Source organism: Roseateles sp. P5_E1 (assembly GCF_054049335.1).
Genome location: NZ_JBFUMN010000005.1, coordinates 204,695 through 226,442, shown reverse-complemented (window position 1 = coordinate 226,442; position 21,748 = coordinate 204,695). Strand labels below are relative to the sequence as shown.

At 68.0% G+C, this 21,748-nt stretch carries 22 protein-coding genes; 8 read left to right on the top strand and 14 right to left on the bottom strand.

The genetic code is table 11. From position 1 onward, the window contains the following. Positions 1-50 precede the first annotated feature (50 nt). A complete protein-coding gene (locus ACXJKJ_RS08185; RefSeq protein ID WP_056266878.1) occupies positions 51-287 on the top strand; it encodes a hypothetical protein in 237 nt (78 codons plus the stop codon). An 85-nt stretch (positions 288-372) separates the two neighbouring features. Here the strand turns inward: ACXJKJ_RS08185 and ACXJKJ_RS08180 are convergent, their stop codons facing one another. Further along, positions 373-942 (bottom strand): thymidine kinase, encoded by a 570-nt coding sequence (locus ACXJKJ_RS08180; protein ID WP_457389750.1) that lies wholly within the window; start codon positions 940-942, stop codon positions 373-375. 479 nt (positions 943-1,421) lie between these two features. Between ACXJKJ_RS08180 and ACXJKJ_RS08175 the strand changes: the two genes are divergently transcribed. Further along, positions 1,422-1,898 carry a MarR family winged helix-turn-helix transcriptional regulator gene (locus ACXJKJ_RS08175; RefSeq protein WP_457389749.1) on the top strand — a complete coding sequence of 159 codons (477 nt, stop codon included), beginning with the start codon at positions 1,422-1,424 and terminating at the stop codon, positions 1,896-1,898. Further along, positions 1,895-2,569 carry a GNAT family N-acetyltransferase gene (locus tag ACXJKJ_RS08170; protein WP_457389748.1) on the top strand — a complete coding sequence of 225 codons (675 nt, stop codon included), beginning with the start codon at positions 1,895-1,897 and terminating at the stop codon, positions 2,567-2,569. The genes ACXJKJ_RS08175 and ACXJKJ_RS08170 overlap by 4 nt, the downstream gene beginning before the upstream one ends. On the opposite strand, the gene ACXJKJ_RS08165 is transcribed toward ACXJKJ_RS08170, so the two are convergent. The 4 genes from ACXJKJ_RS08165 to ACXJKJ_RS08150 all read right to left on the bottom strand — a co-directional run bounded on the left by ACXJKJ_RS08165 (position 2,535) and on the right by ACXJKJ_RS08150 (position 9,280). Further along, positions 2,535-3,935 (bottom strand): efflux transporter outer membrane subunit, encoded by a 1,401-nt coding sequence (locus tag ACXJKJ_RS08165; RefSeq protein ID WP_457389747.1) that lies wholly within the window; start codon positions 3,933-3,935, stop codon positions 2,535-2,537. The genes ACXJKJ_RS08170 and ACXJKJ_RS08165 overlap by 35 nt on opposite strands. Positions 3,936-3,943: 8 nt before the next feature. Beyond that, complete coding sequence (locus ACXJKJ_RS08160) at positions 3,944-7,162, bottom strand: efflux RND transporter permease subunit (RefSeq protein WP_457389746.1); 3,219 nt, start codon at positions 7,160-7,162, stop codon at positions 3,944-3,946. A gap of 80 nt (positions 7,163-7,242) precedes the next feature. Next, positions 7,243-8,460 carry an efflux RND transporter periplasmic adaptor subunit gene (locus ACXJKJ_RS08155; protein WP_457323528.1) on the bottom strand — a complete coding sequence of 406 codons (1,218 nt, stop codon included), beginning with the start codon at positions 8,458-8,460 and terminating at the stop codon, positions 7,243-7,245. A 34-nt stretch (positions 8,461-8,494) separates the two neighbouring features. Next, complete coding sequence (locus ACXJKJ_RS08150) at positions 8,495-9,280, bottom strand: alpha/beta hydrolase fold domain-containing protein (protein WP_457323529.1); 786 nt, start codon at positions 9,278-9,280, stop codon at positions 8,495-8,497. Between the two features lie 83 nt (positions 9,281-9,363). Here ACXJKJ_RS08150 and ACXJKJ_RS08145 point away from each other — a divergent pair, with 83 nt between their 5' ends. Further along, positions 9,364-10,299, top strand: coding sequence for a LysR family transcriptional regulator (locus ACXJKJ_RS08145; protein ID WP_056191688.1), 936 nt, complete (start codon positions 9,364-9,366; stop codon positions 10,297-10,299). A gap of 4 nt (positions 10,300-10,303) precedes the next feature. On the opposite strand, the gene ACXJKJ_RS08140 is transcribed toward ACXJKJ_RS08145, so the two are convergent. The 7 genes from ACXJKJ_RS08140 to trpE all read right to left on the bottom strand — a co-directional run bounded on the left by ACXJKJ_RS08140 (position 10,304) and on the right by trpE (position 16,394). After that, the gene (locus ACXJKJ_RS08140; protein WP_157256194.1) at positions 10,304-10,462 is read right to left on the bottom strand and encodes a hypothetical protein; all 159 of its coding nucleotides are present in this window, start codon (positions 10,460-10,462) and stop codon (positions 10,304-10,306) included. Between the two features lie 139 nt (positions 10,463-10,601). Continuing rightward, positions 10,602-11,288: a uracil-DNA glycosylase gene (locus tag ACXJKJ_RS08135; protein WP_457389745.1), complete on the bottom strand. Its 687-nt coding sequence runs from the start codon at positions 11,286-11,288 to the stop codon at positions 10,602-10,604. Then, on the bottom strand, positions 11,285-12,079 hold the full coding sequence (gene trpC / locus ACXJKJ_RS08130; protein ID WP_457389744.1) for an indole-3-glycerol phosphate synthase TrpC: 795 nt from the start codon (positions 12,077-12,079) through the stop codon (positions 11,285-11,287). Before trpC ends, ACXJKJ_RS08135 begins: the two co-directional genes overlap by 4 nt. After that, on the bottom strand, positions 12,076-13,122 hold the full coding sequence (gene trpD / locus ACXJKJ_RS08125; RefSeq protein ID WP_457389743.1) for an anthranilate phosphoribosyltransferase: 1,047 nt from the start codon (positions 13,120-13,122) through the stop codon (positions 12,076-12,078). Before trpD ends, trpC begins: the two co-directional genes overlap by 4 nt. 3 nt (positions 13,123-13,125) lie before the next feature. Further along, a complete protein-coding gene (gene ltaE, locus ACXJKJ_RS08120; protein ID WP_457351269.1) occupies positions 13,126-14,175 on the bottom strand; it encodes a low-specificity L-threonine aldolase in 1,050 nt (349 codons plus the stop codon). 70 nt (positions 14,176-14,245) lie between these two features. After that, positions 14,246-14,830: an anthranilate synthase component II gene (locus tag ACXJKJ_RS08115; protein WP_457389742.1), complete on the bottom strand. Its 585-nt coding sequence runs from the start codon at positions 14,828-14,830 to the stop codon at positions 14,246-14,248. A 76-nt stretch (positions 14,831-14,906) separates the two neighbouring features. Continuing rightward, a complete protein-coding gene (trpE, locus tag ACXJKJ_RS08110) occupies positions 14,907-16,394 on the bottom strand; it encodes an anthranilate synthase component I (RefSeq protein ID WP_457389741.1) in 1,488 nt (495 codons plus the stop codon). A 272-nt stretch (positions 16,395-16,666) separates the two neighbouring features. Here trpE and ACXJKJ_RS08105 point away from each other — a divergent pair, with 272 nt between their 5' ends. Next, complete coding sequence (locus ACXJKJ_RS08105) at positions 16,667-17,269, top strand: chalcone isomerase family protein (RefSeq protein WP_056191702.1); 603 nt, start codon at positions 16,667-16,669, stop codon at positions 17,267-17,269. Here the strand turns inward: ACXJKJ_RS08105 and gph are convergent. Both gph and alaC read right to left on the bottom strand, forming a co-directional pair. Beyond that, positions 17,247-17,909, bottom strand: coding sequence for a phosphoglycolate phosphatase (gph, locus tag ACXJKJ_RS08100; RefSeq protein ID WP_457389740.1), 663 nt, complete (start codon positions 17,907-17,909; stop codon positions 17,247-17,249). The two genes, ACXJKJ_RS08105 and gph, sit on opposite strands and share 23 nt — an antisense overlap. Further along, a complete protein-coding gene (gene alaC / locus ACXJKJ_RS08095) occupies positions 17,906-19,123 on the bottom strand; it encodes an alanine transaminase (protein ID WP_457389739.1) in 1,218 nt (405 codons plus the stop codon). The genes gph and alaC overlap by 4 nt, the downstream gene beginning before the upstream one ends. A gap of 94 nt (positions 19,124-19,217) precedes the next feature. Here alaC and ACXJKJ_RS08090 point away from each other — a divergent pair, with 94 nt between their 5' ends. The 3 genes from ACXJKJ_RS08090 to ACXJKJ_RS08080 are packed head-to-tail and all read left to right on the top strand — an operon-like array spanning position 19,218 to position 21,745. Next, entirely contained in the window at positions 19,218-19,910 is a 693-nt protein-coding gene (locus ACXJKJ_RS08090) for an alpha/beta hydrolase family protein (RefSeq protein ID WP_457389738.1), read from the top strand. Between the two features lie 17 nt (positions 19,911-19,927). Further along, on the top strand, positions 19,928-20,836 hold the full coding sequence (locus ACXJKJ_RS08085) for a carbohydrate kinase family protein (protein WP_457389737.1): 909 nt from the start codon (positions 19,928-19,930) through the stop codon (positions 20,834-20,836). Next, entirely contained in the window at positions 20,837-21,745 is a 909-nt protein-coding gene (locus tag ACXJKJ_RS08080) for a pseudouridine-5'-phosphate glycosidase (protein ID WP_457389736.1), read from the top strand. Positions 21,746-21,748 lie beyond the last annotated feature (3 nt).

Here is a 21,748-nt window from a genome sequence, read left to right as displayed (position 1 = left end):
CTGCGCGCCTGCCTGGCGCCCCTCTTTACACACTCTTCGACAGGACCAGCGTGGCCAAAGAAACCACCAAGACCACCATCGAAGCGGATGGTCTGCGCTACCGCTCCAAAGCTCCCGGTTCGCCCTTCGCGGCAACCTCGTCTTTCGGCGCAGCAACGATGTCTTGCTTCCTTTGCGGCAAGCACCGCCCCCGAGCCATGCTCAAGTCCAAGAAGCTGTTGGGCAAGTCGCAGCCCGTCTGCTCGCCTTCTTGCAAGGAACTCGATGCGCAAATAGCAGCCAAATAGGGCTGTCAGCCCCTCACCTCGCGTGAGGGCCATGAACGACCCAGCGCCGCCACGGCCTCGACCGCCGTGGCGGCGCTTTTTGCATTCAGCCTTGGCGGAAGCAGCGGCCGCAGACGGAACGGTAGCGCGCGTTGCCGCCGATCTCGACCTGGGCGCCCTCGGTGACCTTGCGGTTGTTGGCGTCCACGCGCATGTTCATCGTCGCCTTGCGGCCGCAGTCGCAGATGGTCTTCATCTCGTCCATCTCGTCGGCCAGCGCCAGCAACGTGGCCGAACCGGGGAAGAGTTCGCCCTGGAAATCCGTGCGCAGGCCGTAGCAGATGGCCGGCAGATTGCGCAGATGCGCCAATTCGTGCAGTTGCTGCACCTGGTGCTTGGACAGGAACTGCGCCTCGTCGACCAGCAGGCAGGCGATGCCCGGCCCGTCTTCGTTCTGGCCGACCAGGGCCAGGAAATCGGTGGTCTCGTCGAATTGCTCGGCCTCACGCTTCGGGCCGAGGCGCGACGTGACGAAGCCGTGGCCATAGCGGTCGTCCAGGCGAGCCGTGAAGATGCRCACCCGATGGCCGCGTTCCTCGTAGTTGTGTGCCACCTGCAGCAAGGCGGTGGATTTGCCGGCATTCATCGCGGCGTAGCGGAAAAAAAGCTTGGCCATGTCGTCTTCTGGAGCGGAGCGGCATTGTCCTCGCTCGCTTACCCCGCAGATCGGGGTAGGGAAAGCCCGCGATTTCGGCCTTTGCTGGCGGCAACCGCGGGCTTGCGAGATGGCGTTGTCATCTTCGCCGTGCGTCAATTCACGTTTCGTCCCGACCTGTCTGAAGAATGAGCAAAGACACCGTCACCGCGGTCCGCCAGGATGGCTTGCGCTACCAGTCGAAAATCGGCGGTTCGCCTTTCCTTGGAAGCGGCCACACCCGCTCCTGCTTCAAATGCGGCAAGCATCGTGCGCCGGCCAGCCTGCAGTCCATCCGACTGCTTGGCCGCAACGAGGTAGTCTGCAAGCCCAACTGCAAGGCCGAGCCCTAAGGGGCCTCTGTCGGCTGGGTGCGCTTGCCGCACCCTATGACGCCCGCCATTGACGGCGCTTGACCGGTTGCATAGCATGATATGCATATCGGTTGAGCGGAGCTCGTCATGGTCGAAGATGTCGTCAAGGAACTGGGCCACCTGAGCCTGGGCACTCGCCTCAAGCGCATCGGCGAGACGTTGCAGGCGCAGACCCAGGCCGTGCTGGTGGCGCATGGCTTTGAGCAGCCGGCCGCATGGTTTCCGCTGCTGGCGGCGCTGGACCGGCTGGGGCCGCTGAGCGTCGGCGAGCTGAGCCAGGCCGTGGGTGTCAGCCAGCCCGTCATCACGCGTTCGCTGCGCGGGCTGGAAGACGAAGGCCTCATCGGCTCGGAGGCGTCGGAGCAGGACCGGCGGGTACGCCGCATCGCGCTGAGCAGGAAGGGGCAGGGTCTCGTCGAGCGGTCGCAGCGCGAGGCCTGGCCGGCCATCGAAACGGCCGTCGCGCAGGCCWGCGCGGGGCTGGAAGGCGACCTGCTGGCCCAGCTCGCGGCGCTGGAAGACGCGCTGATCGAAGCGCCGCTGATGCAGCGAGGGCCGGCATGAACGAACTCGACCGACCCGTCTGGGCCAGCCTGCAGCACCAGCCGCATTGGGGCACGGGTGACGAGAAGGCGCGACGCTTCAAGGCCGACATCAACCGCTTTGCTGCGACACCCGACGAAAGCGCCGCCAGCCTGGCCGCGCTCGCCGCCCTCGTGCAGCCGGGCGATGACGCCGTCTTCCTGGCCCAGGTGCCACCCATCGTCGTGCCGCCGGGCTTGATCGCAGTGAAGGAAGCGCTGGGCGTGCAGATGGTGGCGACGCAACCTTTGACGGCAGACGGAGACTTGCAAGTCCTCGGCGATGCCGATGCCGCCGAGATGCTGGCCCTGGCCACGTTGACCGAGCCCGGGCCCTTTCTGCCGCGAACCCACACCATGGGCCGCTTCATCGGCATCCGCATCGACGGCCGGCTGGCGGCCATGGCCGGCGAGCGCATGCGCTTTGCCGGCCATGTCGAGGTCAGCGGTGTCTGCACCCACCCCGACTTTCGCGGTCGGGGCCTGGCGCGCCGGCTGTCGGCCGCGGTGACGGCCGACATCCAGCGTCGCGGCGAGCAGGCTTTCCTGCACGCCTGGACGATCAACACCGCCGCAATCGTGCTCTACGAGAGCCTGGGTTTCGTCAAACGCGCCACGGTCAATATCGCGGTGCTGAAGCGCCAGCCAGCTTGACGGGCGCCTCACTCCAGCCGCCGCCCAGCGCGCGGATCAACCCGACGGTGGCCTGGTACTGGGCCGAGCGCACCTGCAGTGCGGCCCGCTTGTTGGCAAGCTCGCTGCGGCGCGCATCCAGCAGTTCGAGCTGGCTGACCAGGCCGTTGCGGTAGCGCGTGTCCGACAGCCTCAGCGCCTGGCCGGCCGCGCTGACCGCACGTGCATTGGCCTCGCCCTGTTGTTGCAGCAGGGTCAGCGCGCCGAGTTGGTCCTCGACGTCCTTCAGCGCCAGCAGGAACTGTTCGCGGAAGGCGATGGCGCTGCCATCGAGCTGGGTCTTGGCCGCGTTGACACCCGCCTCGCGGCGGCCGCCGTCAAAGATGGGCAGCGCGGTCAGCAGGCCCACGCCCCAGGTGCTGGCGCCGCTCTTCAGCAGGTTGGACAACTCACTCGACACGCCGCCGCCCTGCGCCGTCAGCGCCAGGCTCGGCCACCACGCAGCCTGGGCGACGCCAACCCGCGCTTGCGCGGCCTGCAACTGGCTGCGTGCGGCGGCGAGGTCGGGGCGTCGTTGCAGCAGCTCGCTCGGCAAGCCGGCGGGTACGGTGGGCAGGGCAGTGGCCCACGCGGTGGGCGCGAGTCGGAAGTTGGAGGCCGGCTCGCCCAGCAGCACGGCCAACGCCGTTTCAAGCTCCAGGCGGCGGCGGTCCAGGGCCAGCGCCTCGGCCTCGTTGGCGGCCAGCTCGGCGCGCACGCGAGCCAGGTCCAGGTCGGCGACGTCGCCAGCGCGGGCGCGCTTCTCGGTCAGCGACAGCGTCTCGCCATAGGCCGCAACGGTGCCCCTGACGATCTCGCGCTCGGCATCCAGCGCACGCAGCGCCAGGTAGCCGCGGGCGACATTGGCCTGCACCAGCAGGCGGGCATCGGCCAGCAGCTGTTCGCGGGCGAGCACATCCAGCGCGCTGGCATTGCGTTCGTGCAGCAGGCGGCCGCCCAGGTCCAGTTCATAGGCCAGGTTCAGGCCGGCGTTGTATTGCGTGACGCCTCGCGCGCCGGGGTCGGCAGCGCGGCCGGCACCGGCGGCGACGCCGAGCTGCGGCAGACGCGCCGCCTCGGTGCTGCCCAGTGCCGCACGCGCCTGCGCCAGGCGGTTGGCCGCGGCTTGCACGCTGGTGTTGGCCGCCATCGCACGGCCGACGAGGTCGTCCAGCACCGGGTCGGCAAAGGGCTGCCACCAGCTGGCGGTCAGCGCAGGTGCGTCGTTCGCAACCTGGGCCTTGTAGGCGGCGGGCGCCTGCGGCAGCTGGGACGGGTCGACCCTGCCGACCGACGCGCAGCCGGCCAGCAGCAGCGCTGCAAAAAGTGGGGTCAGGTTCAATTTCATGATGTTGATCACTTTCCTCGTTGCGGCAGGGCGTCGATGACGGGCTGCGTGGGTGCGGCAGGAGCAGCGGCGATCTGGCCACCGTGGTGGCGCAGCGGTGCATTGCCGGTGACGCGGCGCACGATGACGTAGAACAGCGGCGTCAGGAACAGGCCGAACAGCGTCACGCCGATCATTCCGGCGAACACCGCGATGCCCATGGCCTGGCGCATTTCGGCGCCGGCGCCGGTGGACAGCACCAGGGGCAGCACGCCCATGACGAAGGCCATTGACGTCATCAGGATGGGACGCAGTCTGAGCCGCGCCGCCTCCAGCGCGGCCTGCATCGGCGTTCTGCCGGCGAACTCCAGCTCACGGGCGAACTCGACGATCAGGATGGCGTTCTTCGCACTCAGGCCCACCAGCACGATGAGGCCGATCTGCGTGAACACGTTGTTGTCGCCATGGCTGAGATACACGCCCGTCATCGCCGCCAGCAGGCCCATGGGCACGATGAGCAGGATGGCGATGGGCAGCGTCAGGCTTTCGTACTGCGCGGCCAGCACCAGGAAGACCAGCAGGATGGCGAGAGGGAAGACCCACGCACCCGAGTTGCCGGCAATCTTTTCCTGGTAGGTCAGGTCGGTCCACTCGTAACCGATGCCCGGGGGCAGGGTCTCGGCGGCGATGCGTTCTACCGCGGCCTGGGCCTGGCCCGACGAGAAGCCAGGTGCGGCGCCGCCATTGATGTCGGCGGACAGGAAGCCGTTGTAGCGCAGCGCGCGCTCCGGCCCGAAACTGGGCGTGACCTTCATCAGCGCGGCCAGCGGCACCATCTCGCCGGTGTTGGAGCGCACCTTCAGCGCGCCGATGTCCTCGGCACGGGCGCGGTAGGCGGCGTCCGCCTGCACGCGGACCGAATAGGTGCGGCCGAACTTGTTGAAGTCGTTCACATACAGGCTGCCGAGGTAGATCTGCATGGTTTCGAACACGTCCGTCACGGCCACGCCAAGCTGGCGCGCCTTGGTGCGGTCGAGGTCGGCGAACAGCTGCGGCACATTGACCTGGTAGCTCGAGAACAGGCCGGCCAGTTCGGGCGTCTTGTAGGCCTTGGCCATGAAGCCCTTCAGCGCCTGGTCCATGGCCTCGTAGCCGAGGCCGCCGCGATCCTGCAGCTGCAGCTTGAAACCACCCGTCGTGCCCAGGCCCTGCACGGGCGGCGGCGGGAACATGACGATGAAAGCATCCTCGATGGCGCCGTATTGCGCGTTCAGCTTGCCGGCGATGGCGCCCGCGGACAGATCCTTGCTCTTGCGCTCGTCAAAGGGCTTGAGCGTTGCAAACACGATGCCCGAGCTGGAGCTGTTGGTGAAGCCGTTGATCGACAGGCCGGGGAAGGCCACCGCGTGCTCCACACCCGGCGTCTTCAGCGTGATGTCGGTCATGCGGCGGATGACGTCCTCGGTGCGGTCCAGCGTCGCGCCGTCGGGCAGCTGGGCGAAGCCGATCAGGTATTGCTTGTCCTGGCCGGGCACGAAGCCACCGGGCACAGCCTTGAACAGGCCGGCCGTGGCTGCAACGAGCACGAGGTAGACGACCATCATGAAGGCCTTGCGCGACATCAGCGTCTTCACGCCACTGCCGTACTTGGCGGAGCCGCTCGAGAACAGCCGGTTGAAGCCACCGAAGAAACGGCCCAGCACGGCGTCCATGCCACGGGTCAGCGCGTCCTTGGGGGCGTCGTGGCTCTTCAGCAGCAGGGCGGCTAGGGCCGGCGACAGGGTCAGCGAGTTGATCGCCGAGATCACTGTCGAGATGGCGATGGTCAGCGCGAACTGCTTGTAGAACTGGCCGGTCAGGCCGCTGATGAAGGCCAGCGGCACGAACACCGAGATCAGCGTCAGCGCGATGGCGATGATGGGGCCCGACACCTCACGCATGGCGCGGTAGGTGGCGTCGCGGGGCGACAGGCCCGAGGCGATATTGCGCTCGACGTTCTCGACCACCACGATGGCGTCGTCCACGACGATGCCGATGGCCAGCACCAGGCCGAACAGGCTCAGCGCATTGATGGAGAACCCGAAACCGTGCATCACCGCGAAGGTGCCGATGATGGACACCGGCACGGCCAGCAGCGGGATGATGGAGGCGCGCCAGGTCTGCAGGAACAGGATGACGACCAGCACCACCAGGGCCACGGCCTCCAGCAGCGTGTGGATGACGGATTCGATGGACGCGCGCACGAACTGCGTCGGGTCGTAGACGATGGTGTATTCCACGCCTTCGGGCATGGCCGTCTTCAGGTCTTCCATCGCGGCGCGCACATTGGCCGAGATGTCCAGCGCATTGCCGCCCGGAGCCTGGAAGATCGGCACCGCGACGGCGGACTTGTTGTCCAGCAGCGAGCGCAGCGCGTATTCGCTGGCGCCGAGCTCGACGCGGCCGAGGTCGCGCAGCCGCGTCACGGCCCCATTGGCGCCACTCTTGACGATGATGTCGCCGAATTCCTCAGCGGTCTGCAGCCGGCCCTGCGCGTTGACGGACAACTGCAGGTCGATGCCTTGCAGGCCCGGTGAAGCGCCAACGACGCCGGCGGCGGCCTGCACGTTCTGGCCGCGGATGGCGGTCACCACGTCACTGGCCGACAGGCCATGCTCGGCGACCTTCTGCGGGTCCAGCCAGACGCGCATCGCGTAGTCGCCCGAGCCGAACATCAGCACCTGGCCCACGCCGGGGATGCGCGCGAGGCGGTCCTTGACGTTGAGCAGCGCGTAGTTGCGCAGATAGGTCATGTCGTAGCGCTCGTTGGGCGAGGTCAGGTGCACGACCATGGTCAGGTCGGGGCTGCTCTTGACCGTCGTCACGCCCAGGCGCTTGACCTCCTCGGGCAGGCGCGCCTCGGCCTGGCTGACGCGGTTCTGCACCAGCTGCTGGGCCTTGTCGGGGTCGGTACCGAGCTTGAAGCTGACGGTCAGCGTCATCAGGCCGTCAGTCGTCGCCTGGCTGCTCATGTAGAGCATGTCCTCGATGCCGTTGATGGCTTCCTCGAGCGGCGTGGCCACCGTCTCGGCGATGACCTTGGGGTTGGCGCCGGGGTATTGGGCGCGCACGACGACCGAGGGCGGCACGACGTCGGGGTATTCCGAGATCGGCAGCGCGCGGATCGACAGCAGGCCGCCGATGAAGATCAGCAGCGACAGCACGCCCGCAAAGATGGGGCGGTCGATGAAGAATTTAGAGAGATTCATGTTGGCTCCAGACAGCACGCCCCCCGCAGGCCGGCTGAACCGGCCCGCAACCAGGGGCTCGCGGTGGGATGAGGGCTAGATCAGGAGGTTTTTGCAGCGGCTTGCTGCGCCGCCAGTTCGGGTTTGGCGTCCATGGCGACGTCCTTGGGCGCGAGCACCGACCCCGGCCTCACGCGCTGCACGCCGCCGACGACGATGCGCTCGCCGCCCTTGAGGCCGCTGGTCACGACACGCAGGCCGTTGACGTTGGCGCCCAGCGTCACACCGCGCCATTCGGCCTGGTTACCCTGGCCGACGACGATGACATAACGCTTGTCCTGGTCGGTTCCGACGGCGCGCTCATTGACGAGCAGGGCCGCCTCGTTCTTCGCCTGGCCCATGCGCAGCTTGGCAAACTGGCCAGGGATCAGGCCGCCGTCCTTGTTGTCGAAGACGGCGCGCACGCGCAGCGTGCCGCTCCTGGCATCCACCTGGTTGTCGACGAGTTGCAGGCGGCCTGTCTGGCTCTTGTCACTGCCTGCCAGCATCTCCACGGGAATGCGCTCCATGCCTTTGCGCTCGGCGCCGCCGCCGGGCAGCGAGGCGAGCGCCTCGCGCACCACCTTTTCGTCGGCGTCGAAGCTGGCGTAGATCGGGCTGACCGACACCAGCGTCGTCAGCACCGGCGCACCGGCACCCGCGGCGACGAGGTTGCCCTGCGTCACTTCGATCCTGCCAACGCGGCCCGCCACCGGTGCACGCACCTGGGTGTAGCTCAAGGACAGCTGCGCCGATTGCAGCGCGGCCTGAGCGGCGCGCAGGTTGGCCGCACCTTCACGGGCGGCGTTGTCCTTCTCGTCGAACTCGCGGCGCGCCACGGCGCGCTCCTCCAGCAGGGACTTGGCGCGTTGGGCCTCGCTGAGCGTGTAGGTGACGCGGGCCTGGGCGGCGGCCACCTGTGCTTCCAGGCGCTGCACCTCGGCCTGGTAGGGCGCGGGGTCGATGGTGACGAGCAGGTCGCCCGCCTTCACGAGGCTGCCCTCGCGGAAATGCACGGCCTGCACGGCGCCCGACACACGGGCCCGCACATCGACGCGCTCGACGGCTTCCAGGCGGCCCGAGAACTCGTTCCAGGCCGATACATCCTGGCTGACAACCTGGGCGACGGACACCGGTGTGGCGGGCGGCGTGGTGGGGCCGGCGTCGGCCTGGGCTGCGCCCGAGCCGAACTGGGCGAAGCCCACGGCGCCCAGGGCGACGAGAGCGACAGCGCCAGCGATCAGGCCGGCACGACGATTGAGACGAGGGTTGGACTGCATTTCTATTTCTCTCCGAAGGTCAATCAGGCAGGAATCAGGCGGGAAGGGACAGCGCGCGGCGGGCCGCTTCACGCAGGAATTCGTGGATGGGATTCAGCGCATAGCCCGGCGCGATGGCGGGCAGCGTCATCTCCTTGGCGGTGCCGCCTTGCTCCCGCAGTGCAACGGCATAGCGGCGCGACTCGTCGCTCAGCGGGTGGCCCGCGGCGCTGAGGATCAGCGCGGGCGCCAGGCCGCTCAGCCGGCTGGCGTTCAGCGGCGCGGCATAGGGGTGGTCGGCGCGCGTGCTGCCGCCCAGATAGGCCTGCCAGCCCTTGGCGTAGTGGCATTCACAGCCGCCGCATTCGCCGTCGCGCATGGAGGCGCTGCCGAGTTGCGGGTCCAGCATGGGCGCAATCAGCAATTGGCCAGCGAGCTTGGGTGCGTGCTGGTCGCGGGCCATCAGCGCGAGCGCCGCGGCGAGGTTGCCGCCCGCTTCCTCGCCGGCAACGAACAGGGCGGTGTGCGGGCTGCCGGTCAGCCTGGCCGGCTTGGCGGCGAGGGCCTGCAGGGCCTCGAAGGCGGCGCTCAGGCCGCTGGGGAAAGGGTGCTCAGGCGCCAGCGGATAGTCCAGCGAGACGACATCAGCGCCCGCGTCGGCGAGCATCTCGCTGCGCGCCCGGCTGGCCTGGAGTGAGCCGTCCGTGAAGCAGCCACCGTGCAGCCACAGCAGCAGCGCGCGCCCGTCGCCGTCCAGCGGCCGGCGCGCCGTGTAGACCTGGGCCACGAGGCCAGGCGCAGGGCCGAGGCGCAAAGTGGCAGGGGAGGCGATCTTGTCCATGGACCGAAAGATAGTGATCAACGGCCTAGGGATAAACGGCCTTGAAAGTGACTCACTTTTCCTTGCCGTGGAACAATGAAGTCATGGACCGACTCTCCGCGATGCAAGCCTATGTCCGGGTGGTCGAGGCCGGCACCTTCACCAAGGCGGCCGATTCCCTGGACCTGCCCAAGGCCACCGTCACGCGCCTGATCCAGACGCTGGAAGGCCATCTGCGCACCAAGCTGCTGAACCGCACCACGCGGCGCGTGACAGTGACGCCGGATGGCGCGGCCTACTACGAGCGCGCCATGCGCCTGCTGGGCGACCTGGAGGAGCTGGAAGGCAGCATGAACCAGGCCCGTGTGACGCCGCGTGGCCGCATACGCATCGACGTTCCCGGCGTGGTGGGGCGCGAGATGATCATTCCGCACCTGCCGGATTTCTACGCCAAGTACCCCGACATCCAGATCGAGCTTGGCGTCAGCGATCGCACGGTGGACCTGATCAGCGACAACATCGACTGCGTGATCCGTGGTGGCGAGTTGACCGACCAGAGCCTGGTCGCGCGGCGCATCGGCGAATTCCGCTTCATCACCTGCGCGACGCCCGAATACCTGCGCCGCCATGGCGCGCCGGCCCATCCGCTGGAGCTGACGCAGGCGCCACATCGCATGGTGGGTTATTTCTCGGCACGCAGCGGCAAGGTCATGCCAGACACCTTCCGCCGCGGCGAGGAAGAAATAGAGGTGGCGGGCAACCACATCCTGGCGGTGAACGATGCGAATGCCTATCTGAATGCCGGCCTGGCCCACCTGGGCGTCGTGCAGGTGACCTGCTTCATGGCCGGGCCGCTGCTCAAGAGCGGCGAGCTGGTGCGGGTGCTGGAGGAATGGGACGCCGACCCGGTGCCGGTCTATGTCGTCTACCCGCCCAACCGCCATCTCAGCAGCAAGCTGCGGGTGTTTGTCGACTGGGTCGTCGAGCTGATCGGCCGCGAGGCGATGGGCGGGCTGAAGTTGCGCTGTACGACGAGCTGAGGACTCAAGCCTCGTCGGCCGCGCTGCTGGCGACCACGGCCGCCGGACCGAAGTCTTCGGCCGACGGAGCTGGGGCGCTGATAGCCAGCAACATGCCCGCCGCCAACGCTGCGACAGCCGTCGCGGCGGTGATCAGCGTGGAAATGGATCGGGTGTTGTTCATGGTGACTCTCCTGGTCGGCCACCGCCGAGCGGGGTGTGCCGATAGGTTGTCACTGTAGGAATTGCGCGCCGCGAGAAAAAGCGGGGCAGAGAGAACGGCGAGTTGCTGCCAGCGGAACAATCCGCGGCTTGAAAACCGGTCAGCTCTTGCGCGGCGCACCCCGCCCGCGTTCCTCCAGCCAGGTTTTGGCCGTCGAGAAATGTCCGCAACCGATGAAGGGCCGCGGCGGCTTCAGCGCCGACAGCGGCGACGGGTGGTTGGCCTTCAGCACGAGGTGATCCTGCCGGGCGGCCTCGATCAGCGGCGCCTTAGCCTGGGCATAGCTACCCCACAGCATGAAGACCTTCGGCGCTGGATCCTCAGCCGCGGCCTTGATGAGGGCGTCGGTGAGCACTTCCCAGCCGCGACTGGCGTGGCTGGCGGGCTGGCCGTCTTCCACCGTCAACACGGCGTTGAGCAGCAGCGTGCCGCCTTCGGCCCAGCGCACCAGGCTGCCATTGGGCGGGAAGGGCTTGCCGAGGTCGCGCTGGATCTCCTTGAAGATATTGCGCAGGCTGGGCGGCAGCGGCACGCCGGGCGGCACGCTGAAGCTCAGACCTTCCGCCTGGCCGGGGCCGTGGTAGGGGTCCTGGCCGAGGATGACGACGCGGGTGCTGGCCAGCGGCGTCAGCGTCAGCGCGCGCAGCGGCTCGGGCGGGTAGATGGTGGCGCCGGCGGCGGCGCGCTCTTCCAGGAAGGCTTCTAGTTTCTGACCAACGGGCGAGGCGGCCCAAGCTTCGACGACGGGGCGCCAGTCGGTGTCGGGGAGTTGCAGCGGCAGCTTCATCCGAACAGGGTCGCCAGCGCCTGGCCCGGGTCGGGCGCGCGCATGAAGGCCTCGCCGACGAGGAAGGCGTTGACGTTCGCCTCGCGCATGCGCTTCACGTCCGCCGCGCCGAGGATGCCGGATTCGGTCACCAGCAGCTTGTCGGCCGGCACGCGCGGCAGCAGGGCCAGCGTCGTGTCCAGCGTCACGTCGAAGGTGCGCAGATTGCGGTTGTTGATGCCGACCAGCGGCGTCTTCAGCTGGAGGGCGCGGTCGAGCTCCTCGCCGTCATGGACTTCAACAAGAACGTCCAGCCCGAGGGCATGGGCCGACGCCTCGAGGTCGGCCATCTGCGAGTCGGCCAGGCAGGCGGCGATCAGCAGGATGCAGTCGGCGCCCATCGCACCGGCTTCCATGACTTGGTACTCGTCCACCATGAAGTCCTTGCGCAGCACCGGCAGCTCGCAGGCGGCGCGGGCTTCGCGCAGATAGGCGGCCGAGCCCTGGAAGAAGCGCTCGTCAGTCAGCACACTCAGGCAGGCCGCGCCGTTGCGGGCATAGCTTTCGGCGATCTGCCCCGGCTTGAAATCCTCGCGAAGCACGCCCTTGCTGGGGCTGGCCTTCTTGATCTCGGCAATGACGGCCGCGCGGCCGGCCGCGATGGTGGCGCGCAGCGAACGCTCGAAGCCCAGGCGCTCACCCTTGCGGGCCTCTGCCTCCTCACGCTGTGAGGCCAGCGAGCGCTTGAGCTTGGCCGCCGCGATCTCTTCCCACTTGACCTCGACGATGCGGTTCAGGATATCGCTGCTCACGCTTTTCCTCCCAGCCCCTGGGTCTGCTTGACGAAGGCATCCAGCTTGGCACGCGCCGCGCCACTGTCCAGCGCCGTGCGGGCACGTTCGATGCCGTCGGCCAGCGTCGGCGCCACGTTGGCGGCGTATAGCGTCGCGCCGGCGTTCAGCAGCACGATGTCGCGCGCTGGGCCGGGCTTGCCGTCGAGCACACCGACCAGCATCTCGCGCGACTGTTCCGGGTTCTCGACCTTGAGACTGCGGTTGCTGGCCATGGCCATGCCGAAGTCTTCGGGGTGGATCTCGTACTCGCGCACGGCGCCGTCTTTCAGCTCGCCCACCAGCGTCGTCGCGCCCAGCGAGATCTCGTCCATGCCGTCCTTGCCGTAGACGACGAGCGCGTGCTCGGCGCCCAGGCGCTGCAGCACGCGCACCTGGATGCCGACGAGGTCGGGGTGGAAGACGCCCATCAGGATGTTGGGCGCGCCGGCCGGGTTGGTCAGCGGGCCCAGGATGTTGAAGATGGTGCGCACGCCGAGCTCGCGGCGCACCGGCGCGATGTTCTTCATCGCCGGGTGGTGATTGGGCGCGAACATGAAGCCGATGCCGCACTCGTCCAGGCACGCGGCCACGGCACGTGGCGAGAGCTGGATGTTGGCGCCCAGGGCCTCCAGCACGTCGGCGCTGCCGGTCTTGCTGCTGACGCTGCGGTTGCCATGCTTGGCCACCTGCGCACCCGCTGCCGCCGCGACGAACATCGAGCAGGTGGAGATGTTGAAGCTGTGTGCGCCATCGCCACCGGTGCCGACGACGTCGACGAGATGCGGCAGCGGCCCAATCTCATGCAAGGGCACCTTGTTGGACAACTCGCGCATGACCTGCGCGGCGGCCGTGATTTCGCCGATGGTTTCCTTCTTCACGCGCAGGCCGGTCAGCAGCGCCGCAGAGATGACGGGCGACATCTCGCCGGCCATGATGCGGCGCATCAGCGTCAGCATCTCGTCGTGAAAGATCTCGCGGTGCTCGATGACGCGGGTCAGGGCTTCGGTGTCGGTGATGGGCATGGCTCAGCGCTCCAGGAACTCGCGTGCGGCGGCAATGGCGTGATCGACGCCGGGGGTGTCGACATCGAGATGGGTCACAAAGCGCAGACCGATGAGGCCGGTGGCCAGCACGCCGCGTGACTTCAGGTGCTCCAGCAGGGCCGGTGTGCGGCCGTCGCTGATCTGGGCAAAGACGATATTCGTCTGCGGTGGCGTGACCGTGACACCCGGCAGCGCGGCCAGGCCCTCGGCCAGGCGCTTGGCCAGCGCGTGGTCGTCGGCGAGGCGGTCGACGTGATGGGTCAGCGCATGGTCGGCTGCGGCCGCCAGCAGGCCGACCTGACGCAGGCCGCCGCCCACCATCTTGCGCACACGGTGGGCGCGGCCGATCAGCTCGCGCGAGCCGACCAGCATCGAGCCGATGGGCGCGCCCAGGCCCTTGCTGAAGCAGAGGGAGACCGAGTCGAAAGGGCGGGCCAGGTCGGCCACGCTGCGGCCCGAGGCAACCGCCGCGTTGAAGAGGCGGGCGCCGTCGAGATGCGTGGCCAGGCCACGCGCATGAGCCAGTTCGCAGGCGGCGTTGGTGTACTGGGTGGACAGCACATTGCCGCTCCAGGTGTTCTCCAGCGCCAGCAGCCGCGTGCGTGCGAAGTGCGGGTCGTCGGGCTTGATGGCGGCGGCGATGTCTTCGAGCTTGATCGTGCCGTCGGGCTGGTTGGTCAGGGGCTGGGGCTGGATGCTGCCCAGCACCGCCGCGCCGCCGCCTTCGTAGCGGTAGGTGTGGGCGAGCTGGCCGACGATGTACTCGTCGCCACGGCCGCAATGGGCCAGCAGGGCACAGAGGTTGCTCTGCGTGCCGCTTGGCATGAAGAGAGCGGCCTCCTTGCCGAGCAAGGCAGCGACGCGCTCCTGCAGCGCGTTGACGGTGGGGTCGTCGCCGAAGACGTCGTCGCCAACTTGTGCCGCTGCGATCGCTGCGAGCATGGCGGGCGTCGGCTTGGTGACTGTGTCGCTGCGCAGATCCACGACCTTGCCGGTGGCGGCTGCGCCCGATCCGGGCGCGTAGTCGGTCATTGGTGCACCCTTCGCGCTTCGCGCTGTCCCGCCACGCGGGAATGAGCCCCTTCGGGCGGCCGTGCGGGGCTCATGCCTTCAACTCCAGGAAGTTGCGCAGCATCGCGTGCCCATGCTCGCTGAGGATGGACTCGGGGTGGAACTGCACGCCCTCGCACGGCGTGGCCGTGCCGGCCAGTTCGCGGTGGCGCACGCCCATGATCTCGCCATCCTCGCTGCGCGAGGTGATCTCCAGCACCGCCGGGCAGCTCGCTTCCTCGATGACGAGGGAGTGGTAGCGGATCACCGAGAAATCCTTGGGCAGTCCGGTGTAGACACCGCGGCCATCGGTCGTGATCGTGCTGGCCTTGCCGTGCATCTGGCGCTGGGCCCGGATGATCTTGCCGCCCAGGGCCTGGCCCATGGACTGGTGGCCCAGGCACACGCCCAACAGCGGCTTCTTGCCAATGAAATGCTGGATGGCTTCCACGCAGACGCCGGCTTCGTTGGGCGTGCAGGGGCCGGGCGAGAACACGATATGAGCCGGGTCCAGCGCCGCCATCTCGGCCACGGTGATCTCGTCGTTGCGCACCACCTTCACSTCYGCGCCCAGTTCACCGAAGTACTGGACGAGGTTGAAGGTGAAACTGTCGTAGTTGTCGATCATCAGCAGCATTTGGACTCCCGCCGGGCCGCCCCAAGGGAGGCCATCCCCCTTGGGGGGCAGTGAACGAAGTGAACGTGGGGGCTCATCAAAATCCCTCCTCGACGAGTTCGGCGGCGCGCAGCAGAGCGCGTGCCTTCGCCTCAGTCTCTTGCCACTCCAGTTCGGGTACCGAGTCTGCGACGACGCCGGCCGCCGCCTGCACATAGAGCATGCCGTTCTTGATGATGCCGGTGCGGATGGCGATGGCCAGGTCCATGTCGCCGGCAAAACTCAGGTAGCCGCAGGCACCGCCGTAGATGCCGCGTTGCACGGGCTCCAGCTCGTCGATGAGTTCCATCGCTCGTACTTTGGGCGCGCCGGTGAGCGTGCCGGCAGGGAAGGTGGCCTTGAGCACATCGAGCTGGCCGACATCGTCTCGCAACGTCCCCTCGACGTTCGAGACGATGTGCATCACATGCGAATAGCGCTCCACGGCGAAGGACTGCGTCACCTTGACGCTGCCGACGCGGGCGATGCGGCCGATGTCGTTGCGCGCCAGGTCGATCAGCATCAGGTGCTCGGCGCGCTCCTTGGGGTCGGCCTGCAGCTCGGCTTCCAGTTCCAGGTCGCGCTCCACCGTCGCGCCGCGCGGGCGCGTGCCGGCCAGGGGGCGGATCGTGACCTTGCGGCTGCCGTCGCCGGCATGTTCTTCACGGACCAGAATCTCGGGGCTGGCGCCGACGATCTGGAAGTCGCCCAGGTCGTAGAAGTACATATAGGGGCTGGGATTCAGCGCCCGCAGCGCCCGGTACAGCGCGATCGGCTCGGCCTTGTAGGGCTTGGAGATGCGCTGGCCGACCTGGACCTGCATCAGGTCGCCAGCGGCGATGTATTCCTTGGCCTTGGCCACGGCGGCCAGGTAGTCGGCCTTGGCAAAGCCGCGCGTGACTGGGTGGGCTTCACCGCGCGGCACGCGGGGCACGCTGACCGAATACGTCAGCTTGTCGCGCAGCTGCGAGAGCTTCTTCTTGGCGCGGAAATAGGCCTCCGGCTGGCGCGGGTCGGCCCAGACGATGAGGTACAGGCGCCCGGAGAGGTTGTCGATGACGGCGACTTCCTCGGACAGCAGCAGCAGGATGTCCGGCGTGCCCAGGCTCTCGCCTGCGTGATCGCGGTCCAGGCGCTTCTCGATGGCGCGCACGGCCTCGTAGCCGAAGTAGCCGGCSAGSCCGCCGCAAAARCGCGGCAGACCCGTCGGGATCTTGGGCTTGATGCGCTCCTGGTAGGCGGCGATGAAGTCCAGCGGGTTGCCTTCGTGCGTCTCGACGATGGCGCCGTCGGTGACGACTTCGCAGAGCTGGCCCGTTGCGCGGATCAACGTGCGGGCGGGCAGGCCGATGAAGGAGTAGCGCCCGAAGCGCTCGCCGCCGACGACGGACTCCAGCAGGAAGCTGTTGCGGCCCTGGCCGGAGCCGGCGCAGAGCTTGAGGTACAGGGACAGCGGGGTTTCGAGATCCGCAAAGGCCTCGCTGATCAGCGGGATGCGGTTGTAGCCCTCGGCAGCGAGGCTCTGGAATTCAAGTTCGGTGATCACGGTCAAACCTTGAAAAGACAGTTTTCAGGGCTTGGCGTGCAGCCCGATGGAGAACGGGCAACGCGAGAAAAAGCGCGTCAGGGCGCGCCAAGCAGCATCAGTCGGCGGTGAACCAGCGACGCCAGGGCCAGGCTCCCCGGTCGCTCGACCCCGTGATGTACTTCCGCGTGATGAACATGATCGGATCAGTGTATCAGCGGGTCTTTGAGCCTGACACGCCATACTTCGGTTCACGAAGATGCCGCCATCGCGGCACAGCAACGGAGCGAGACATGCGCGCATTCATCGTCGCGGCCCTGGTGGCCGTGGGCAGTCTGAGCGGGGGGAGCGCCTGGGCCGAGACGGTCGAGGTGGCCAACGTGAAGTACGAGACGGCCATGGACCTGGCGGGCCAGAAGCTGGTCCTCAACGGCGCCGGCGTGCGCTACAAGTTTGTCGTCAAGGTCTACACGGCGGGCCTGTACCTGACGCACAAGGTCAGCACGACGCCCGAGGTGCTCGCGGCGCCCGGCCCCAAGCGCATCCATATCCAGATGTTGCGCGAGATCGACGGCAACGAACTCGGCAAGCTTTTCACCAAGGGCATGGAAGCCAACGCGCCGCGCGACGAGTTCGTCAAGTCCATCAATGGCGTGCTCAAGTTGAGCGAAGTCTTCGCCAGCCGCAAGCAGCTCAACAGCGGCGACAATTTCACGGTCGACTATGTGCCCGGGCTCGGGTCGACGCTGCTGGTCAACGGCAAGTCGCTGTTGAGCGAGCCGATCAAGGAGCCTGAGTTCTTCACGGCCCTGCTGCGCATCTGGCTGGGCGACAAGCCGGCCGACGATGCGCTGAAAGAAGCCCTGCTCGGCATCAAGCGCGAACGCCGCCGCTGAGGTCTAGCACGTCGAGCCGGCCCAGATGCTGCAGGGCCGGCACGGCACGGATGTCCTCGCCATGGTTGTAGCCGTAGGTCATCAGCACCAGCGGGCAGCCGGCCGCGCGCGCGGCCTCTGCGTCGTTGCGTGAGTCGCCCACCATCCAGGTAGCCGCGGGCGATGTGCCCAGCGCCTCGCAGGTCTTGAGCAACGGCAGCGGATCGGGCTTCTTGCGCGCGAAGTCGTCGCCGCCGAAGACGTGGGTGAAGTAACCATCCAGCCCCTTGCGCTTGAGCAGTTCGCGCGCCGGCGCGCCCGGCTTGTTGGTCAGCACGGCCAGCGGCAGGCCCAGCGCTCGCAGTGCTTCCAGCCCTTCGACGACGCCCGCGTAGACAGTCGCATGCTCGCCATTCAGGCCGGCGTAGTGCTGCTGGTAGAGCGGCCAGGCTTGCTCGAACAGCGCCGGCGCGCCGCCCACCTCGGCCAGCGTCGTGCGCACCAGGTGCTCGCTGCCGCGGCCGATGGTGTGCTCGACGAAGGCCGACGTGACCGGTGGCAGGCCGAGATCGGCCAGCACGCGGCCCAGCACGGCAACGAAGTCGCCCAGCGTGTCGATAAGGGTGCCGTCCAGGTCGAGGATGAGGGCTTGAGGTTTCATGTTTTCAGCTGGCCATCGGCCTTGAACATCGCCTTGATGCCCCGCACCGCCTGGCGGATGCGCGACTCGTTCTCGATCAGCGCAAAGCGCACATGGCCGTCACCATGGTCGCCGAAGCCGATGCCGGGCGATACGCAGACCTTGGCCTTCTCCAGCAACTGCTTCGCGAACTCCAGCGAGCCGAGCTCGCGGTAGGGCTCGGGAATGGGCGCCCAGATGTACATGCTGGCCTTGGGGCAGTCCACCACCCAGCCGGCCTCGATGAGGCCCTTGTAGAGCACGTCGCGGCGGCGCTGGTAGCTGGCGGTGATGTCCTTGACGCACTGCTGGTCGCCCTCCAGCGCAGCGATGGCGGCGACCTGCAGCGGCGTGAAGGTGCCGTAGTCGTGATAACTCTTGATGCGCGCCAGCGCCGCGACGAGATCCGGGTTGCCGACCATGAAGCCGACCCGCCAGCCGGCCATGTTGTAGCTCTTGGAGAGCGTGAAGAACTCGACCGCCACGTCCTTGGCGCCGGGCACCTGCATGATGGATGGCGCGACGTAGCCGTCGTAGACGATGTCGGCATAGGCCAGGTCATGCACGACGAGGATGTCGTGCTTCTTGGCCAGCGCCACGACGCGCTCGAAGAAGGCCAGGTCCACGCACTGCGCCGTCGGGTTGGACGGGAAGCCGAAGACCATCATCTTGGGCTTGGGGTAGCTGCCGCGGATGGTCTTCTCCAGCTCGGCGAAGAAGTCGACCTCGCTGCTGACCGGAATGGCGCGGATGTCGGCGCCGGCAATGACCGCGCCGTAGATGTGGATGGGGTAGCTCGGGTCCGGCACCAGCACGGTGTCGCCGCGGTCGAGTGTGGCCAGCATCAGGTGGGCCAGGCCCTCCTTGGAGCCAATGGTGACGATGGCCTCGTGGTCGGGGTCGATGGCGACGCCGTAGCGGCGCTCATACCAGTGCGAGATCGCCCGGCGCAGGCGCGGGATGCCCTTGCTGGCCGAGTAGCCGTGGGTGTCGGGCCGTTGCGAGACTTCGTTGAGCTTGGCGACGATGTGTGTCGGTGTGGCCCCGTCGGGGTTGCCCATGCTCATGTCGATGATGTCTTCGCCCCGTCGGCGAGCCGCCAGCTTGAGCTCGGCGGTGATGTTGAAGACGTATGGCGGGAGACGGTCGATGCGCGCGAAGCGGCGCTTGCCGCTGGAAGCGGAAGAAGAGGTCATTGGCAGTGTTCACGTGAGCGCCCGGAACCGTCCGAGCGACGTGGGCGGCGTGGCGCCGCACCGCGGGCGACTCTAGCGCACTAAGCTGGTGACCATGAGCACGCCTGAGTCCCTCACGCTGACCGTTGACGATCAAACCACGGTCTCGGCCTTGTGGCTGCAGCCGCCCAAGCCGCGTTCGACCTACGTGTTCGCTCATGGCGCCGGTGCCGGCATGCACCACAGCTTCATGGCGGCGTTGTCGCAGGCCCTGTTCGACGCGTCGGTGGCGACCTTGCGCTACCAGTTCCCCTACATGGAGCGCGGCTCCAAGCGCCCCGACTCGCCCGCTGTGGCGCACGCCGCCGTTCGCGCTGCGGTGGCAGAGGCGCGCCAGCGGTTGCCCGACACACCGCTGTTCGCGGGCGGCAAATCCTTCGGCGGCCGCATGACCTCGCAGGCCCAGGCGGCCGAGGCGATGCCGGGTGTGCGTGGGCTGGTGTTCGTCGGCTTTCCCTTGCACCCGGCTGGCAAACCGGCCATTGACCGGGCGGCGCACTTGGCGCAGGTCGCCGTACCGATGCTGTTCCTGCAGGGCACGCGCGACGAACTGGCCGACCTGGCCTTGCTGCGAGGCGTTGTCCAGGGCCTGGGCGACCCAGCCACGCTGCATATCGAGGAGGATGCCGACCACGCCTTCCATGTCAGGGCGCGCAGCGGGCGCAACGACGCGCAGGTGGTGCAGGCCTTGGCAGCGGCGATGGCGGCATGGTTCCTAGCGCAAGCCCCTGGGGCGCGCGGCGGGTGACTTCCTAGAATCGGGCAATGAACACCTCCGCCGCCCCCATTGCCTGCATCGGCGGCCTCAATATCGACCGCAAGCTCAGGCTGCTGTCCAACTCCCTGCACGGGTCGTCCAACCCGTGCGAGTCACATGAAACCCCCGGCGGCGTCGTGCGCAACGTCGCCGAGAACCTGGCGCGGCTGGGCCTGCCCGTCGCGCTGGTTGCCGCGGTGGGCGACGACGCCGGCGGGCGCATGCTGCTTGAGCAGGCCGCGCAGGTCGGCATCGACACGCGCGCCGTCATCCGGCTGCGCCGCCACGCCAGCGACAGCTACACCGCGGTGCTCGCGCCAGACGGCAGCCTGGAACTCGGCCTGGCGTCGATGCCGCTCGTCGAGAGCCTGAACCCCTGGGCGCTGGCGGCCAGCAAAGCCTTGCGCGCCGGGGCCGCCCTCGTCGTGGCCGACGGCAACCTGCCCACCGACGCCTGGCCCTTGCTGCTCGGCGAGGCGCGCGCCAGCGGCATCCCATTGGTGGGCGTGGCGGTGTCCGAAGCCAAGATGGAAAGACTGCCAGAGCGCCTGGACGGCCTGCACCTGCTGGTCATGAATGCCGGTGAACTGGCCACCATCGCGGCAGACGCGAACGAGGCCTTCGATGCATTGCACGCACGCGGCGTCGGCTGCGTGCTGGTCTCCAAGGGCGCCGACGGCTTGCTGCTCAGCACGCCGGGCCGCGCACCACGCCACTGGCCGGCGCCGCAGGTGCATGTCGTGGACGTGACCGGTGCTGGCGACGCACTCTCGGCCGGCGTCTGTGCCTCGCTGCTGCGCGCGCCCGACGACTTCGACGCCGCCGCTCGCCTGGGCCTGGACCTCGCTGCACTGACGCTGCAGACCGAGGACAGCGTCCACCCCGAACTGAACCCCAGGTTCCTGGAAGAACGATAGATGAACGAACTGATCCAGCTCTCGCCCGAAGTCGCCGCCGCCCATGAGCAGGGCCGGCCGATCGTGGCCCTCGAATCCACCATCATTGCCCACGGCATGCCGTGGCCGCAGAACCTGCAGACGGCGCGCGAGGTCGAGGACGTCATCCGCATCGAAGGTGCCGTGCCGGCGACCATCGCGGTCATCGGCGGGCGCATCCGCGTCGGCCTGACGGACACCGAATTGCAGCAGCTGGCCCAGGCGCCCGACGCCATGAAGCTCAGCCGCCGCGACCTGCCGTTTGCCATCGCCACCGGGCGCCTCGGTGCCACGACGGTGGCGGCGACGATGATCTGCGCCCACCTGGCCGGCATCGAGGTCTTTGTCACCGGCGGCATCGGCGGCGTGCACCGCGGCGGGCATGAGAGCTTCGACATCTCGGCCGACCTGCAGGAGCTGGCGCGCACGCCGGTGGCCGTCGTCTGTGCGGGCGCCAAGTCAATCCTCGACCTGGGCCTGACGCTGGAGTATCTGGAGACCCACGGCGTGCCGGTGCTGTCGGTCGGCCAGGACAACTTCGCCGCCTTCTTCACCCCCGACAGCGGCTTGAAGGCGGACTTCCGCATGGACTCGGCCGACGAGCAGGCCCGCTTCATCCGCGCCAAGTGGACGCTGGGCCTGGCCGGCGGTGTCGTCGTCAGCAACCCGGTGCCGGCAGCACAGGCCATGCCGCGCGAGGAGATCGACGCCATCACGGCCCAGGCCCTGGCGGAAGCCGACGCGCAAGGCGTCGCCGGCAAAGCCATCACGCCCTTCCTGCTCGCGCGCATCAAGGCGCTGACGGGTGGTCGCAGCCTGACGACCAACATCGCCCTCGTGAAGCACAACGCGATCGTCGGCGCTCGGCTGGCGCGCGCGCTGCAGAACTAAAAG

Bases quoted from the DNA above. Each gene is read 5' to 3' on its own strand.
- ACXJKJ_RS08170 (WP_457389748.1), top strand. From the start codon at position 1,895: ATGAACGAACTCGACCGACCCGTCTGGGCCAGCCTGCAGCACCAGCCG.
- ACXJKJ_RS08165 (WP_457389747.1), bottom strand. From the start codon at position 3,935: ATGAAATTGAACCTGACCCCACTTTTTGCAGCGCTGCTGCTGGCCGGC.
- ACXJKJ_RS08160 (WP_457389746.1), bottom strand. From the start codon at position 7,162: ATGAATCTCTCTAAATTCTTCATCGACCGCCCCATCTTTGCGGGCGTG.
- ACXJKJ_RS08155 (WP_457323528.1), bottom strand. From the start codon at position 8,460: ATGCAGTCCAACCCTCGTCTCAATCGTCGTGCCGGCCTGATCGCTGGC.
- ACXJKJ_RS08150 (WP_457323529.1), bottom strand. From the start codon at position 9,280: ATGGACAAGATCGCCTCCCCTGCCACTTTGCGCCTCGGCCCTGCGCCT.
- ACXJKJ_RS08145 (WP_056191688.1), top strand. From the start codon at position 9,364: ATGGACCGACTCTCCGCGATGCAAGCCTATGTCCGGGTGGTCGAGGCC.
- ACXJKJ_RS08140 (WP_157256194.1), bottom strand. From the start codon at position 10,462: ATGAACAACACCCGATCCATTTCCACGCTGATCACCGCCGCGACGGCT.
- ACXJKJ_RS08135 (WP_457389745.1), bottom strand. From the start codon at position 11,288: ATGAAGCTGCCGCTGCAACTCCCCGACACCGACTGGCGCCCCGTCGTC.
- trpD (WP_457389743.1), bottom strand. From the start codon at position 13,122: ATGCCCATCACCGACACCGAAGCCCTGACCCGCGTCATCGAGCACCGC.
- ltaE (WP_457351269.1), bottom strand. From the start codon at position 14,175: ATGACCGACTACGCGCCCGGATCGGGCGCAGCCGCCACCGGCAAGGTC.
- ACXJKJ_RS08105 (WP_056191702.1), top strand. From the start codon at position 16,667: ATGCGCGCATTCATCGTCGCGGCCCTGGTGGCCGTGGGCAGTCTGAGC.
- gph (WP_457389740.1), bottom strand. From the start codon at position 17,909: ATGAAACCTCAAGCCCTCATCCTCGACCTGGACGGCACCCTTATCGAC.
- alaC (WP_457389739.1), bottom strand. From the start codon at position 19,123: ATGACCTCTTCTTCCGCTTCCAGCGGCAAGCGCCGCTTCGCGCGCATC.
- ACXJKJ_RS08090 (WP_457389738.1), top strand. From the start codon at position 19,218: ATGAGCACGCCTGAGTCCCTCACGCTGACCGTTGACGATCAAACCACG.
- ACXJKJ_RS08085 (WP_457389737.1), top strand. From the start codon at position 19,928: ATGAACACCTCCGCCGCCCCCATTGCCTGCATCGGCGGCCTCAATATC.
- ACXJKJ_RS08080 (WP_457389736.1), top strand. From the start codon at position 20,837: ATGAACGAACTGATCCAGCTCTCGCCCGAAGTCGCCGCCGCCCATGAG.